The sequence below is a fragment of the Thalassospira profundimaris genome, assembly GCF_003326755.1.
GTDB classification, from domain to species: Bacteria; Pseudomonadota; Alphaproteobacteria; order Rhodospirillales; family Thalassospiraceae; genus Thalassospira; species Thalassospira profundimaris_B.
The window spans coordinates 18,426-31,752 of the sequence record NZ_JPWH01000023.1 but is presented as its reverse complement, the minus strand read 5'-3'; the positions used below and the strand labels follow the sequence as shown (position 1 = coordinate 31,752).

Sequence of the window (13,327 nt, the reverse complement as noted above, 5' to 3'; positions counted from 1 at the left end):
ATGCCGGGGTGTTAATCAAAGCCCTGATTAATCCGTAACAACGCTACCGGGAGCCACGGCCGCAGCCGCCGTATCACGATAACGGTAGCCGACACCATAAAGCGTTTCGATTTCCTTGAATTCCTTGTCGGTTTCACGGAACTTTTTGCGCAAACGCTTGATATGGCTGTCGATGGTACGGTCATCGACATAAATATGTTCACCATAAGCCGCGTCAATCAACTGGTCGCGGTTCTTGACATGTCCCGGATGCTTTGCCAGGGCCTGAATCAGCAAAAATTCGGTCACGGTCAGGTTCACATGCTGGCCTTTCCAGCTGCACATGTGACGCGACGGGTCCAGAACCAGATCACCACGCTGGATCACATCGTCCGACCCGGTCGGGCGGACGCCCCCGGCACGGATAATTTCCGCACGGCGCAGCAATGTGCGGATGCGTTCAATCAGCAAACGCTGGGAAAACGGCTTTTTGATATAGTCATCCGCCCCCAGACGCAAACCCGTCAGTTCATCCACCTCGTCATCCTTGGAAGTCAGGAAAATGACCGGCATCTGGGTTTTTTTGCGCAAATGGGTCAAAAGTTCCAGCCCGTCCATACGCGGCATCTTGATGTCGAGAACGGCCAGATCGGGCTCGTCCTTTGTCAGGGCGTGCAGGGCTTCGGAGCCGTCGGAATAGGTGCTGACGTCATAGCCTTCTTCTTCCAGGGCCATCGAAACCGATGTCAGGATATTCCGGTCGTCGTCCACAAGCGCAATCTTACTCACCTGGATCCTCGTTTCAAAAATTGAACTACTTAACGTGGACTATACAAAAAACACTGCTTTGTGGCGAAAAAATAACCAGATGCGGCATCTTTGAGATTTTTTCGTCCCTATAAATCACCTTTGCATTGCAGCAGATACATTGCCAAACATATTTTGGTACCTCAATATGCCTATATGCCATAGTTATAGGCTAGCCTATTCTTTGGAAGTCCCCTAAGCTGCCGTAACGACAGCGCGAACAAAGAACCGCAACCAAGGCGGCAGCCGGGCGCAGACGCATATATTTCTTCAAGGGAGGAAGACAAGATGACATCCATTCGTGCGAAATCCGTACTTGCCGGGGCAATGGCGATAGCACTGAGCTTTGGCAGCGCATCACTTGCCAAGGCCGATGAATTTATCAATGTTCTGACCGGCGGTACGTCGGGGGTCTATTATCCGCTGGGCGCGGCCCTTGCCAATATTTATGGCGAGAAAATCGAAGGTGCGCGCACCCAGGTACAATCCACCAAGGCATCGGTTGAAAACCTGAACCTGCTGCAGGCGGGCCGGGGTGAAATCGGCTTTGCGCTGGGCGATTCGGTAAAACTGGCCTGGGAAGGGGACAAGGAAGCCGGTTTCAAAAAGCCGCTCGATAAATTGCGGGGCATTGCCGCGATTTATCCGAACTATATTCAAATCGTGGCCTCCAAGGAATCCGGCATCAAATCGCTGGCCGACCTGAAAGGCAAAAGCGTTTCAGTTGGCGCCCCCAAATCGGGCACCGAACTGAATGCCCGCAAGATTTTTGATGCGGCTGGCATGTCCTATGATGATTTGGGCAAAGTGGAATATCTGCCCTTTGCCGAATCTGTCGAACTGATGAAAAACCGCCAGCTTGACGCCACCCTGCAATCAGCAGGTCTGGGCGTTGCCTCGCTCAAGGATCTGTCATCCTCGATGGATGTGACCATTGTGTCGGTCCCGGCGGATATCGCCGAAAAACTTGGCGCCCCCTATATTGCCGGCACCATTCCCTCGGGCACCTATGAAGGCCAGTCGGCAGATGTCCCGACCGTTGCCATCGTCAACTTCCTGGTGTCCCATTCCGGCGTTTCCGACGAAATCGCCTATCAGATGACCAAACAGCTTTTTGAAAACCTGCCGACCCTGGAAGCCGCCCACAATGCGGCCAAGGCGATCAAGCTGGAAAATGCCGTCAAAGGCATGCCACTGCCGATTCATCCGGGTGCGGAAAAATACTACAAAGAAAAAGGCATCATGTAAGTGTCCCTGACAGTCAGTTCCGCCATTAAACAGAACTGACTGTGCCCTTTTACCGGTCGGGGTCTCATCATCCCGGCCGGGTTTGCTTTTTGCCCACCCATAAATCTTTCCAACCTGCCTGATGCCGACCTTGCCGGGGACCCTAACTAAATGTCGCAAGACCAATCTGCCCATCACGTACCAGCCGATTCCCCTGATCTGGCGGTTCACGACCCGCTGGTTGACAGCTTTGCACCCACCTTTGAGGGGCGCTTGCTGTTCTGGATCGCCTTTATCTTTTCCGCCTTCCAGATTTCGACGGCAGCCCACCTGATTGACTTTCCCAGCCAGGTGACACGCGCCATCCATGTCGGCTTTTTGATCCTGCTGATTTTCCCGCTGATCGCGATTGGTCGCAAGGCCAGCCTGCCGGTGAAAACCCTAGCCTGGATTGTCGGCCTGTCAGGCGTTGCCGTTGCCGGGTATCAATGGGTAGAATATAACGACCTGATCCTGCGCGCCGGCGACCCGAACAATATCGACATTGTTTTTGGCATTGTCGCCCTGATTGGCGTTTTTGCCGGGGCCTATGTGCTGATGGGCCCGGCCCTGCCAATTATTGCCGCCTGTTTTCTGGCCTATTGCCTGTTGGGGCAATATCTGCCCTCGCCGCTTAATCACCGGGGCTATGATTTTACCCAGGTCATCGACCATATGACCTATGGCACCGAGGGCATTTACGGCATTCCGATTTATGTTTCCTCGACCTACATCTTTCTGTTCATCCTGTTTGGCGCCTTTCTGGAAAAGGCCGGGATGATCCAGCTTTTTACCGATGTCTCGATGGGGCTTGTTGGTCATGCGCGCGGTGGACCTGCCAAGGTTTCGGTCATTTCATCGGGTCTGATGGGCACCATTTCGGGCTCTGGCGTTGCCAATGTGGTGACAACCGGCCAGTTCACCATTCCGTTGATGAAACGGTTTGGCTATCGCCCGGCCTTTGCCGGGGGTGTTGAATCCACCTCCAGCATGGGCGGGCAATTAATGCCCCCGGTGATGGGGGCTGTGGCCTTTATCATGGCCGAAACGCTGGGTGTAGAATATTACGAGGTGGTCAAGGCCGCGCTTATTCCCGCCATTCTCTATTTTGCCTCTGTCTTCTGGATGGTGCATCTGGAAGCGGGCAAATATGGCCTTTCGGGCATGGACAAATCCGAACTGCCCTCACCGCGGGCCGCCATTCGCAAGGGCTGGTATCTGATCTTGCCGCTGGCCGTGCTGGTTTACCTGCTATTTAGCGGCTATACCCCGCTTTTTGCCGGGACCGTTGGCCTGTCGCTCACGGTCTTGCTGATTTTGGGAAGCTCGATTGTTCTGGGCCTGCCCAAGGGCATCATCCGCACCCTTTTCTGGATCGCCCTTGGGGTGATTTCGGCGGCGTTTCTGGAATTTGGCATTCATGTCATTGCCGGTGCCATCCTGATCCTGATGGCCTGGAATGCCATTTCCAAAGGCGGGCGTGAAACCCTGCTGGTCTGCCGGGATTCTCTGGCCGAAGGCGCAAAAACCGCCCTGCCCGTCGGGGTGGCCTGTGCCGTGGTCGGCATCATTATCGGCACCATGACCTTAACCGGGGTTGCCAATACCTTTGGGGCCTTCATTGTTCATGTCGGGTCTCAAAGTCTGTTTCTTTCCCTGATCCTGACCATGATCACCTGCATCATTCTGGGCATGGGTATTCCCACCATTCCCAACTATATCATCACCTCCTCGATTGCCGGTCCGGCGCTTTTGCAACTCGGTGTGCCGCTGATTGTCAGCCACATGTTTGTGTTCTATTTCGGCATTTTGGCCGATCTGACACCGCCGGTGGCCCTGGCCTGTTTTGCCGCCGCGCCGATTGCGCGGGCAAGCGGGCTTAAAATCTCGTTCGAGGCGGTCAAGGTGGCGGCGGCCGGGTTCCTGATTCCCTTCATGTCGGTTTATACCCCGGCCTTGATGCTTCAGGATGGCGGGCCAATGGCCGATGAAATTGGCTATATTCCGGCGGTTGCCTATATTTTTGTTAAAACGGCGATTGCCATTGGTCTGTGGGGCATGGCAGTGATCGGGGCGCTAAACATTCGCCTGACGATCCCGGAACGGCTGATTGCCGTCGCAGCCGCCTTTAGCCTGATTGCCGCTTACTCGATCACCGATTTAATGGGCTTTGCGCTGTTTGCGCTGTTTGTTGTCATGCACTGGCTGCGTCTGCGCAAAATCAAAGAAACGGCAGGGGCCTGATCACATGGGCCTTTGCATCCTGACAGCCGGCAAAACCATCAGCCTCGCCATCACGGCCTTTACATTGTCGTGGATGCACTCGGTTGAGCATACCGGCTGGCAGGAGGATTATCACATCGTGCCAGACGGGCTTAAAATTGTAGAAGCCCGTGTGAAGGGCGGCGGGGCCGGTATGGAACCCCCGCCCGACGCGATTTTGAAAAATGACTGGTGGGTTTACACCCCGCATCTTGGTGCGCTACCGGAACTCAACCTGGCTGCATCCGGGGCGACAGGCGGCGGCTGGCATGTGTGCAGCCCGCAAATGAAGGACTGCCTCGATCTGGGTGAGCAGGCGCAAGCCGCGATCAGTGTCCGGCCCTGCGATGTGGAGGGACCACAAGGCACTGTGACAACGCAAAATCACGGCTAAGGTCTAACAGAACAGCCTTTTACAAGGTACTATCGGAACATTCCGCTATCAGATGCGTGAACATTACTCTGTTGGGCAGTAGACGACGATAATTTGAATCGATACAATTTGAATTATTTATCACACTCAAACCAGTAAGTTTTAAAATGGAGTTTTTCCACCTTTTGCGGCAGTCACCACGCCCGTTGGCGTTTGGGGCTTTGCACAGTTTTGGCTCGGCCTTTGGCCAGACATTTTTAATCGCGTTATTTGTTCCCTTCATTTCACAAAGCCTGGGCATCAGCGAAACCGGGTTTGCCAACATTTATGCCGGCATCACCATTGCCAGCGCCTGTGCCCTGCCCTTTGTCGGCCGCATGATCGACCGGATCGACATGCTGCGTTACAGCCTGCTGGTGATGGTTTTTCTGGCAATTGGCTGTTTTGTCACATCGGGCGCGGAAAATATTTACGTTCTGATTGCCGGACTGTTTATTCTGCGTTTTGGCGGGCAAGGCTTAATGAGCCATGTCAGCATGACCAGCATTGCCCGCTATTTTGATCGCAGCCGGGGCCGCGCACTCGCCATTGCCGCCTTTGGTTTTCCAATGGCCGAGGCCATCATGCCCGCCCTTTTCCTGGGCCTGATTGCCGCCCTTGGCTGGCGCACGGCCTTTATCGGCGCGGGTATTGTCATTTTGGGCGTAATGCTACCGCTGGCCTGCTGGCTGGTGCGGGGCAATGCCCGTTTTCGGGCTGTTCCGGCAGATGATACAACCGCGCAGAAGACTGCAGAAACATCCGCCAAATCGCAGCACAATAGCCCCACCGACGACACCGCACCGGCCAATAAAACCAGCCCGCATCCACGGCTTTTCAAGTCGGTTTATATCTGGCTGACCATTCCCATGCTGGCCGGGCAGCCTCTGGTGCTGACCGCACTGTTTTTTCATCAGGCCATCATTGCCAGCCAGAAATCCATTGATCTGGGCTGGTTTGCCGCCGGTTTTACCCTGTTTGCGATCACATCGGTGATCGGGGCCTTTGGCAGCGGTCCGCTGATTGACAAATTCGGGGCACGACGGCTGTTTCCCTGGCATTTGCTACCGCTCATGGCCGGGGTTGGTGTGCTGACAGTGGCCGAAACCGGCCAGATGATCCCCGTTTATATGGCCCTGGCAGGGTTTACCACCGGTAGCGCCACCACGCTCCGCACCGCCATTGTCCCCGATCTGGTCCCGATCAGCGAAATCGGCTCTGTCCGCTCCAGCCTGACGGCGATTATGGTCCTGGCATCTTCGGCGGGGCCGCCCATTTATGGCTGGCTATTTGCCGCGCAAGTCGCATTACCGACCATATTACTGGCAACCGTAATCGGCATGGCCGTGGCAACCCTGCTCTCGTGGCTGGCGGAACGACCGGGATTTTACCAGCCACCGCATATAAGGCCGGTTTCACAGTCTTGAAACGACCACAGCATAAAACCGGGTGCATTTGTGCTTTGCGCAAAAAAACGGCCCGGAACACAAAAGTGTCCGGGCCAGTCGGGAAAACAGCGTCATAACTTGGGAGGAAGGACGCTACAGTAAAACTCGGGTAGATACCGGAGCGCGAAGGGCGCGCTCACGGCTTAGTTCTGATAAAATCAGGCTGCGCCACCAACAGTGCCTGCCGGGGTCGCGGTGCGACCGGCTTTGTCATCGGAACCTTTGAAAAGGTTACGGAAAAAGCTGCTGATATATTCAGCACGAAGCTGCTGGCCCTTGCGCACGCCAGCTTCGATCTCGCTGGTTTCAATGCTCAGCAATTTGATGTCAGCAAACGTCCTCATAGCGGACCTCCTTGAATTTCGTTTTCTGCGGCACCATCGCCGCCTCGTCTGAAAAACAATCTAATTCTCTTTACTGCGAAGGGGAATTACCTCAATATGCACATTACTTATGAAAAATGATCACAAATAACCAACTTGATCTGAGGAAACGCCGATGGATCGCGCTGCGGAAATGGAAATCTTTGTCTATGCTGTTGAAGAAGGCAGCTTTTCAGCAGCAGCACGGGCCTTGCGCCTGTCCCCATCTGCGGTATCAAAATATATCTCGCGGTTAGAAGACCGCTTGGGCGCGCGTTTGCTGATGCGTACCACCCGCCAGCTCAGCCTGACAGAGGAAGGCCGCGCCTTTTATGAACGGGCACGCACCATTCTCAATGAAATCGAAGAGGCTGAAGAAGTTGTTACCCAGCTTTATGCCGCCCCGCGTGGGACCTTGCGCATTAACGCATCGGTCGCCTTTACCAAATACCAGGTGGTGCCACTGATCCCGGAATTCCTCAATATGTATCCGGATGTGCGGGTGGAACTGAGGCTCGATGATAAATTTACCGACCTGGTCAATGATGGCTACGACCTTGCCATTCGCCTGTCCGAACTTGAGGATTCATCGCTGATTGCCCGTAAATATGCCGTCAACCGGCGTTTTATTGTCGCCTCGCCGGATTATCTGGAGAAAAACGGCATTCCGCGCAAGCCGCAGGATCTGGTGAACCATAACTGTTTGCATCTGTCATCCCGCGAAAGTTTCAATGACTGGCATTTTGAAACACCCGAAGGCCACATGTCCTTTCGCGCGCAAGGCAGCTTTTCGGCCAATGACGGCGATGCGCTTCATGCCGCCGTTGTCGCCGGGCTGGGCATGGCCCGCCTGGCGGAATATCTGGTCCATGAAGACATCCGTGCGGGTCGCTTAACCCCGGTTCTGACCGATTTTATTCATGACCGCGCCTGGATTTCGGCAGTGTATCCGCATAAACGGCACCTGTCGCCCAAGGTCCGCGCCTTTGTGGACTTTCTGGCCGAAAAATTCACCCCGGTCCCGCCGTGGGAACTGGGCATGCGCGATGCCCGCTCGGTGCGCCGCGAAGATGGCCGCCCGGCACAAACCAACCAAAAAGCACTGAACCCCGAAGCCGCCGCCAAAGGGCAAAACAACTAGATTATTCCGGCCCCAACAGCCTGATCTTAACGGTCAGGCTGTTTTGCCATTCACGAAAGCCGAAATGGATGCCACATCCGCCCGGAATTGCCATTCAATTGAATGACTAAGATCATGCAATTCTCGGGTCAGGTCGGTTTGGGCAAAGCCACATTTGCGATAAAAATATTGTGCTGCGACAGAACGACTGTCTGTCCACAAGACCAGTTCCGCGCAGGCGGGATAATGTGCCGAAAGCCAGTCACATCCAACCGCCAATAGCTGCTGGGCAAGGCCCTGCCCGCGGCTGGATTTATCCAGATAAACCTTGTGCAGTTCCGCCACCGTTTGATCAGCGGAAAGCTTTATCCCCAGGCTGCCAATAATCCGCCCGTCAGCATTTTCCGCCACCCAGATGGCACCATGCGGGGCGAAATCATCGGCAATCGCGTCCAATTCGGGAAATTCTGCCGCCCGGTCAAAAACACAGCCGGGATATTCGGCAAATACTTTTGCAATCAAATCACCGATCTGATCACCATCATGATTGGTGGCAAGGCGAATTTCCGTCATGGATCATTCCTGGGGGCTACTGGTTGCCGTTGGCAAATTGGGGCTATGCCGCCACGATAGCGGGAAATATCAGGAAACGATAACGCCTTTTGCCAGTTTGTCATAACCGCGCAAAACCGCATCGGTATCCATCGCCGCCTTGCCGGGGCGCTGAATGCGGGTCGGGCGCAGGGCACCACCGCTGCCACACGCAATGGTCAGTTGGTCATCCAAAATCTCGCCAGGCTGACCATTGACATCGACGATGTGCAGGGCCGCCTGCACCTTGATGCGTTCCTTGCCCAAATCAAAATAGGCCCCGGGCCAGGGCGTAAAGGCGCGGATTTTGCGTTCCAGCAGGGCGGCATCATCAGAAAAATCCAGCTTACCCTCGGTTTTTTCCAATTTGGCAGCATAGGTCACGCCCGCTTCTGGCTGGGGAATAGCCGTTAGTTGCCCAGCAGGCAGTTTTTCAAGCGCCTCGACAATCAATCGTCCACCCATATCGGCCAGATCATCATGCAGGCCGCTGGCATAGGTTTCCGGCGTAATGGCAATTTCATCCATCAACAACATATCGCCGGTATCCAGCCCAACATCCATTTGCATGATGGTGACACCGGTTTTGGCATCCCCCGCCAGAATGGCACGCTGAATCGGCGCTGCCCCGCGCCAGCGCGGCAACAGGGATGCGTGAATGTTCAAACAGCCCATTTTAGGCGCATCCAAAATCGCCTTTGGCAAAATAAGGCCATAGGCCGCGACCACCGCAATATCCAGGTTCAAATCGGCAAAGGCCTGCTTTTCGGCATCGGATTTTAATGAAACGGGGGTACGCACCTCGATCCCCTGATCGGCAGCCCAGGCGTGAACCGGGGTTGGCGTTTCCTTATGCCCGCGGCCAGCAGGGCGCGGCGGCTGGGAATAGACACACACCACGTCATGACCTGCCTTCACCAATTCCTTGAGTGCTACCAGGGCAAAATCCGGTGTTCCCATAAAGGCGATTCGCAATTTCGTCATAACGGGTGGTCCATTCATCGTCGTGTTTGTCGGAGTATTTTACGGCAATTTGGCGCTATCTCGCCGAAATAACAAGCCATGCCTAAATTTACACTTTAATATAGCCCTTGACGAATAATTCATCAAAGGCTATATTCGTTAAAGGCTATGACATCATATTTCGAGCATAGCTATATATTTTAAAAACTCTATTTTTCTTAAGGCATTGCAAATGTGGACAGTCATTTTCTGTGACGAGTTCGATCACGAGTTCGCCACCCAATTCGATGAAGATATGCAAAACGAGATTCTGTCCAAGGCCCGCGCACTTGAAATTGGTGGACCAAACATCGGACGACCTTATGTAGACACACTGAATGGCTCAAAACACTCGAACATGAAAGAGCTCCGCTTCAGTTATCAAGGCGGCACATGGCGAGTTGCATTCGCGTTTGATCCACAACGCAACGCCATAATTCTGGTAGCAGGCAACAAGACCGGTACCAATCAGAACAGATTTTACAAAAAATTGATCGCAACAGCCGATCAACGTTATGACAACTATTTATCATCATAGTTTATGCAGCACTGCACAAACTGAGACACCGAGGAAGTAAAGACAATGGCACGCAAACTGGGTGAGATTTTACAGAAGCTCCCCGAAGAACGCCGCGAGCTCATCGAATCCCGCGCTGACGCATTCCTGGAAGAAGTCAGCAATCTTGAAAAACTAAGAAAACTAAGAGGCTTGGTGCAAAATGACATTGCCAGGCACTTGAACATTCAACAGGCCTCCGTTTCCAAGATGGAACGCCAGACTGATATGTATCTCTCGACTTTACGGAATTTCGTCGAAGCCTGCGGTGGAGAACTGGAGCTTACAGTCAAGTTTCCCGAACACAAAACACCACTACGTCTCAAATCTTTATCCGATAGCTGACAAAGACGTCCCTGCAACTTGAACTGCCCCCGAAAGTTGAACATCAACTTCGGGGTTTTTTCCCTCTCCAGATACACACCGGTATTCTGCCGGACAGTGCCTGAAGGATCAGGCCGATTTCTTGGCCTTCTGCAATTTCATGACCTTTTTCAGGATCATATTGCGTTTCAGCGCACTCAGATAATCGGTAAACAGCACACCATCGAGATGATCAATTTCATGCTGGATGCAGGTTGCCAGCAGGCCATCGGCCTCGATTTCATGTTCTTTGCCATTTTCATCAAGGTAACGCACGCCGACTTCGACCGGGCGTTCGACATCGGCATATTGCTCCGGGATCGACAGGCAGCCTTCCTGATAAACCGAGACATCCTCGGACTCCCAGATGATTTCCGGGTTGACCATTTTCATCGGCGCAGGTTTTTCCTTGTCATCGGAAACATCAAGCACAATGACCCGTTTCATCACGCCAATCTGCGGACCGGCGAGGCCAATGCCCGGCGCGTCATACATGGTTTCGAGCATATCATCCAGAATCTGGCGAATCTCGTCATTCACCTCGGATACCGGTTCGCATTCCTGTTTTAAACGGGGATCAGGAACGATAAGAATTTCGCGCAAGGCCATGTCAGATTTTCCGGGTCAAAACAGGAAACCGTCCAAACCGGCCCGCGCAAGGCACAGGAACACGGCTGGAAGGATTTCAATATAATATAAGTTGGCCTTGGAGATAAGACCGCACGTTGAGGGAGTCAAGAAATCCGTCGCCCAACCGCCCGATTGGCGTTAGCTCTTGTCTTCAAGCATATGGGCGGTCAGTTCCGGCTTGCTAAGCTGGCGCACATGGGTTTCGGACTGGGCGGGCTGGTCAATCTCGCGGTCATCGGCTACAATCTGCTTTTCCTTCAATCGCTTGGCCGATACCAGCACCGAACTTTCAAGCGATCCCAGCGTTTTGTTGTAATGCTTGACCGTCCCTTCCAGCGACTTGCCCATTGCGGTAAAGTTTTTGGCAAGCGTGCCAAGCCGGTCAAACAATTGCTGACCAATTTCGCTGATCTCGCGAGCATTATCAGCCAGGGCCTCCTGCCGCCAGCCATAGGCCACCGCCTTAAGCAGGCCCAGCAAGGTTGTGGGTGTTGCCAAAATCACCCCGTCGCGGAAACTGTCCTCGATCAGGCTGGGGTCACGCTCCAGCGCGGCGGAAAAAAAGCTTTCACCTGGCAAAAACAACACAACAAATTCTGGTGAATTGACAGACTTCCAGTAAGATTTCTTGGAAAGACCGGCAATCACCTTGCGCACATTGGTCACATAGGTCCCCATCAGGGCTTCGCGGCGGTCATCGTCATATTTTTCCTCAATCGCCTCAAGATAGGCCGATGTCGGGGCCTTGGCATCCACGACAATGTTTTTGCCGCCGGGCAAATGAATGACCATATCGGGCTTCTGATCGCCCTCGTCGGTTTTCAGGTGAAACTGTTCTTCAAAGTCACAATGGTTGAGCATCCCGGCCAGTTCGACAATGCGTTTAAGCTGCAATTCACCCCACTTGCCCGATACCGACGAGCTGGAGCGCAGCGCGGAACTTAGCGTTTGCGTTTCGCGCGACAGGCGCTGCTGGGATACCACCAGCGAGCCCACCTGTTCACGCAACTCGCCATATGCCTGCTTGCGGGAATTTTCAAGTTCATTGACCTTGACGTCAAAGGCCTCCAGCCGCTCTTTGATCGGCTTCACCAGGCCATCAATCGCCTGCTGGCGTTTTTCAAGGTCGCCCTTGGCCCCTTCCTGCAGGCGCGAGAAACTTTCGCGGGCCATTTTCATGAATTCGTCGTTATTGACCTTCAGGGCATCCGATGACAGCGCCTTGAAACTATCAAGCAGCTTGACCCGCGCATCATCGAGCATCTGAAGCTTTTCCTCGGCAGCTTCGCGTTCCTTTTCGAGCGCGGTTTCCAGCTCCGCCCCTTTTTCCCGCCAATGTTCCAGCGATGTGCGCAATTCACGAATTTCTGTTTCCAGCCCCGGTACCCGGTTGGCCGTGGTTTCGGCAATGGCACGTTTTTCAGAAACCACATCAAACCGGTCGCGCAGTTGCGCCAGTTCACTTGCCAAATCCCGGCGGGTGGCTTCGGCCTGTTCAAGCTGGGCCGCCAATAGCGCCTGATGCGATTCCGCTTCCGCCCGGGCGGATTCCCGCGCCCGTTTGACCAGTTGCGCACTGAAAACCAGCGACACCACCAAAACTACAACACCGCCAACGGCCAAAGAAACCGGATCCATATTCACACCATCTGATTACAGGACAATTCGGTTGTATCTGTTTTGTTCTTATAAATCCAGCCACGCAAACAGCAGGGCCGATAAAGCCGTCAAAAGACGGCTTTATGAATGGGCAAATCCACGCCGATCTGGCGCAACATCTTTTCAAATTCGGCAATTTCAAAACCGGGGGCTTCGGTTGCCACGCCATAGGTAATGCCCTTGCCCATCGGGCCAATATCAAGGGCATTTACCACGTCATCAGCCGGGTCCAGGAAGGTGCAATTCGGGACTGCTTCCTCGAAATATCGACGCAGCCACGGCAAATGGGTGCTTGAAAGGGTCAGCACATCAATTTCCGGGTCGACGGTCAAAATATCAGCCATCAGTTTTTCAACGGTGGCGCGGGTTTCATCAGGTTTAAACAGGAAATCACCATTTTCAACATGGTCAATCGCGCCCGATGCGTTAAAGCCCGTCACCGTCGCCTGCCCGGCAAATGGCGCCACAAACTGTGCAAACATGTCGCTATCAATTAACGATGCCACCCCCATCACCGCAACATGCCCGCTCGCCGATGCCGCAATAGCGGCCTGCACGGGTGGCAAAACCCCGCTCACCGGTGTTGATGTCAGGTCTTGCACATCGTTTAACACCATGATCGAGGGGGCATTGGACGCAATAACAATGCCCGACGGGTTAAAATCATTCAAATAATCAATGGTCTGGCGCATGACCGCCAGCAACGCTGCCGCATTTTTGCGACCATAGGGAAAACTGGCGCGGTCGGCAAAATACACGATATCCTTTTGCGGCCATTTTTCGCGAATCTTCGCAACAATTGAATAACTGCCGATTCCCGCATCAAATACGGCAACCGGCGCAACAAGTTCCGGTATCATGATCAAACCC

14 protein-coding genes are annotated in these 13,327 nt (G+C 53.8%); 7 read left to right on the top strand and 7 right to left on the bottom strand.

Features of this window, described 5'->3' with window-relative positions:
- Positions 1-27: 27 nt before the first annotated feature.
- Positions 28-768: a response regulator transcription factor gene (locus TH25_RS19940; protein ID WP_114090057.1), complete on the bottom strand. Its 741-nt coding sequence runs from the start codon at positions 766-768 to the stop codon at positions 28-30.
- A 306-nt stretch (positions 769-1,074) separates the two neighbouring features.
- Between TH25_RS19940 and TH25_RS19935 the strand changes: the two genes are divergently transcribed.
- From TH25_RS19935 to TH25_RS19920, 4 genes are all read left to right on the top strand, one after another.
- A complete protein-coding gene (locus TH25_RS19935; RefSeq protein ID WP_114090056.1) occupies positions 1,075-2,034 on the top strand; it encodes a TAXI family TRAP transporter solute-binding subunit in 960 nt (319 codons plus the stop codon).
- A 150-nt stretch (positions 2,035-2,184) separates the two neighbouring features.
- A complete protein-coding gene (locus TH25_RS19930) occupies positions 2,185-4,296 on the top strand; it encodes a TRAP transporter permease (protein WP_114090055.1) in 2,112 nt (703 codons plus the stop codon).
- Between the two features lie 4 nt (positions 4,297-4,300).
- Positions 4,301-4,708 (top strand): DUF1850 domain-containing protein, encoded by a 408-nt coding sequence (locus tag TH25_RS19925; RefSeq protein ID WP_114090054.1) that lies wholly within the window; start codon positions 4,301-4,303, stop codon positions 4,706-4,708.
- A gap of 164 nt (positions 4,709-4,872) precedes the next feature.
- The gene (locus TH25_RS19920; protein WP_258549239.1) at positions 4,873-6,153 is read left to right on the top strand and encodes an MFS transporter; all 1,281 of its coding nucleotides are present in this window, start codon (positions 4,873-4,875) and stop codon (positions 6,151-6,153) included.
- A 179-nt stretch (positions 6,154-6,332) separates the two neighbouring features.
- Here the strand turns inward: TH25_RS19920 and TH25_RS19915 are convergent, their stop codons facing one another.
- Positions 6,333-6,518 carry a hypothetical protein gene (locus TH25_RS19915; protein WP_114090052.1) on the bottom strand — a complete coding sequence of 62 codons (186 nt, stop codon included), beginning with the start codon at positions 6,516-6,518 and terminating at the stop codon, positions 6,333-6,335.
- 154 nt (positions 6,519-6,672) lie between these two features.
- Here TH25_RS19915 and TH25_RS19910 point away from each other — a divergent pair, with 154 nt between their 5' ends.
- Positions 6,673-7,677 (top strand): LysR family transcriptional regulator, encoded by a 1,005-nt coding sequence (locus TH25_RS19910; RefSeq protein WP_258549238.1) that lies wholly within the window; start codon positions 6,673-6,675, stop codon positions 7,675-7,677.
- Positions 7,678-7,710: 33 nt separating this feature from the next.
- Here the strand turns inward: TH25_RS19910 and TH25_RS19905 are convergent, their stop codons facing one another.
- Together TH25_RS19905 and fmt are read right to left on the bottom strand one after the other, a co-directional pair.
- Positions 7,711-8,229 carry a GNAT family N-acetyltransferase gene (locus TH25_RS19905; protein ID WP_114090051.1) on the bottom strand — a complete coding sequence of 173 codons (519 nt, stop codon included), beginning with the start codon at positions 8,227-8,229 and terminating at the stop codon, positions 7,711-7,713.
- A gap of 69 nt (positions 8,230-8,298) precedes the next feature.
- Entirely contained in the window at positions 8,299-9,231 is a 933-nt protein-coding gene (fmt, locus tag TH25_RS19900; RefSeq protein WP_114090050.1) for a methionyl-tRNA formyltransferase, read from the bottom strand.
- Positions 9,232-9,442: 211 nt separating this feature from the next.
- On the opposite strand from fmt, the gene TH25_RS19895 reads away from it, so the two are divergent.
- Both TH25_RS19895 and TH25_RS19890 read left to right on the top strand, forming a co-directional pair.
- Positions 9,443-9,787, top strand: a complete 345-nt coding sequence (locus TH25_RS19895; RefSeq protein ID WP_114090049.1) for a type II toxin-antitoxin system RelE/ParE family toxin — start codon at positions 9,443-9,445, stop codon at positions 9,785-9,787.
- Positions 9,788-9,832: 45 nt separating this feature from the next.
- The gene (locus tag TH25_RS19890; RefSeq protein ID WP_114090048.1) at positions 9,833-10,150 is read left to right on the top strand and encodes an XRE family transcriptional regulator; all 318 of its coding nucleotides are present in this window, start codon (positions 9,833-9,835) and stop codon (positions 10,148-10,150) included.
- Positions 10,151-10,258: 108 nt separating this feature from the next.
- Here TH25_RS19890 and def read toward each other — a convergent pair whose 3' ends face one another.
- The 3 genes from def to TH25_RS19875 all read right to left on the bottom strand — a co-directional run bounded on the left by def (position 10,259) and on the right by TH25_RS19875 (position 13,317).
- Positions 10,259-10,777 carry a peptide deformylase gene (def, locus tag TH25_RS19885; RefSeq protein WP_114090047.1) on the bottom strand — a complete coding sequence of 173 codons (519 nt, stop codon included), beginning with the start codon at positions 10,775-10,777 and terminating at the stop codon, positions 10,259-10,261.
- 159 nt (positions 10,778-10,936) lie between these two features.
- Positions 10,937-12,436 (bottom strand): DNA recombination protein RmuC, encoded by a 1,500-nt coding sequence (locus tag TH25_RS19880; RefSeq protein WP_114090046.1) that lies wholly within the window; start codon positions 12,434-12,436, stop codon positions 10,937-10,939.
- Between the two features lie 89 nt (positions 12,437-12,525).
- On the bottom strand, positions 12,526-13,317 hold the full coding sequence (locus TH25_RS19875; RefSeq protein WP_114090045.1) for a glutamate racemase: 792 nt from the start codon (positions 13,315-13,317) through the stop codon (positions 12,526-12,528).
- Between the last annotated feature and the right edge of the window lie 10 nt (positions 13,318-13,327).

What these genes read in the sequence shown, in the direction of transcription:
- TH25_RS19935 (WP_114090056.1), top strand. Translation starts at nt 1,075, where the DNA reads ATGACATCCATTCGTGCGAAATCCGTACTTGCCGGGGCAATGGCGATA.
- TH25_RS19930 (WP_114090055.1), top strand. Translation starts at nt 2,185, where the DNA reads ATGTCGCAAGACCAATCTGCCCATCACGTACCAGCCGATTCCCCTGAT.
- TH25_RS19925 (WP_114090054.1), top strand. Translation starts at nt 4,301, where the DNA reads ATGGGCCTTTGCATCCTGACAGCCGGCAAAACCATCAGCCTCGCCATC.
- TH25_RS19915 (WP_114090052.1), bottom strand. Translation starts at nt 6,518, where the DNA reads ATGAGGACGTTTGCTGACATCAAATTGCTGAGCATTGAAACCAGCGAG.
- TH25_RS19910 (WP_258549238.1), top strand. Translation starts at nt 6,673, where the DNA reads ATGGATCGCGCTGCGGAAATGGAAATCTTTGTCTATGCTGTTGAAGAA.
- TH25_RS19905 (WP_114090051.1), bottom strand. Translation starts at nt 8,229, where the DNA reads ATGACGGAAATTCGCCTTGCCACCAATCATGATGGTGATCAGATCGGT.
- fmt (WP_114090050.1), bottom strand. Translation starts at nt 9,231, where the DNA reads ATGACGAAATTGCGAATCGCCTTTATGGGAACACCGGATTTTGCCCTG.
- TH25_RS19895 (WP_114090049.1), top strand. Translation starts at nt 9,443, where the DNA reads ATGTGGACAGTCATTTTCTGTGACGAGTTCGATCACGAGTTCGCCACC.
- TH25_RS19890 (WP_114090048.1), top strand. Translation starts at nt 9,833, where the DNA reads ATGGCACGCAAACTGGGTGAGATTTTACAGAAGCTCCCCGAAGAACGC.
- def (WP_114090047.1), bottom strand. Translation starts at nt 10,777, where the DNA reads ATGGCCTTGCGCGAAATTCTTATCGTTCCTGATCCCCGTTTAAAACAG.
- TH25_RS19880 (WP_114090046.1), bottom strand. Translation starts at nt 12,436, where the DNA reads ATGGATCCGGTTTCTTTGGCCGTTGGCGGTGTTGTAGTTTTGGTGGTG.
- TH25_RS19875 (WP_114090045.1), bottom strand. Translation starts at nt 13,317, where the DNA reads ATGATACCGGAACTTGTTGCGCCGGTTGCCGTATTTGATGCGGGAATC.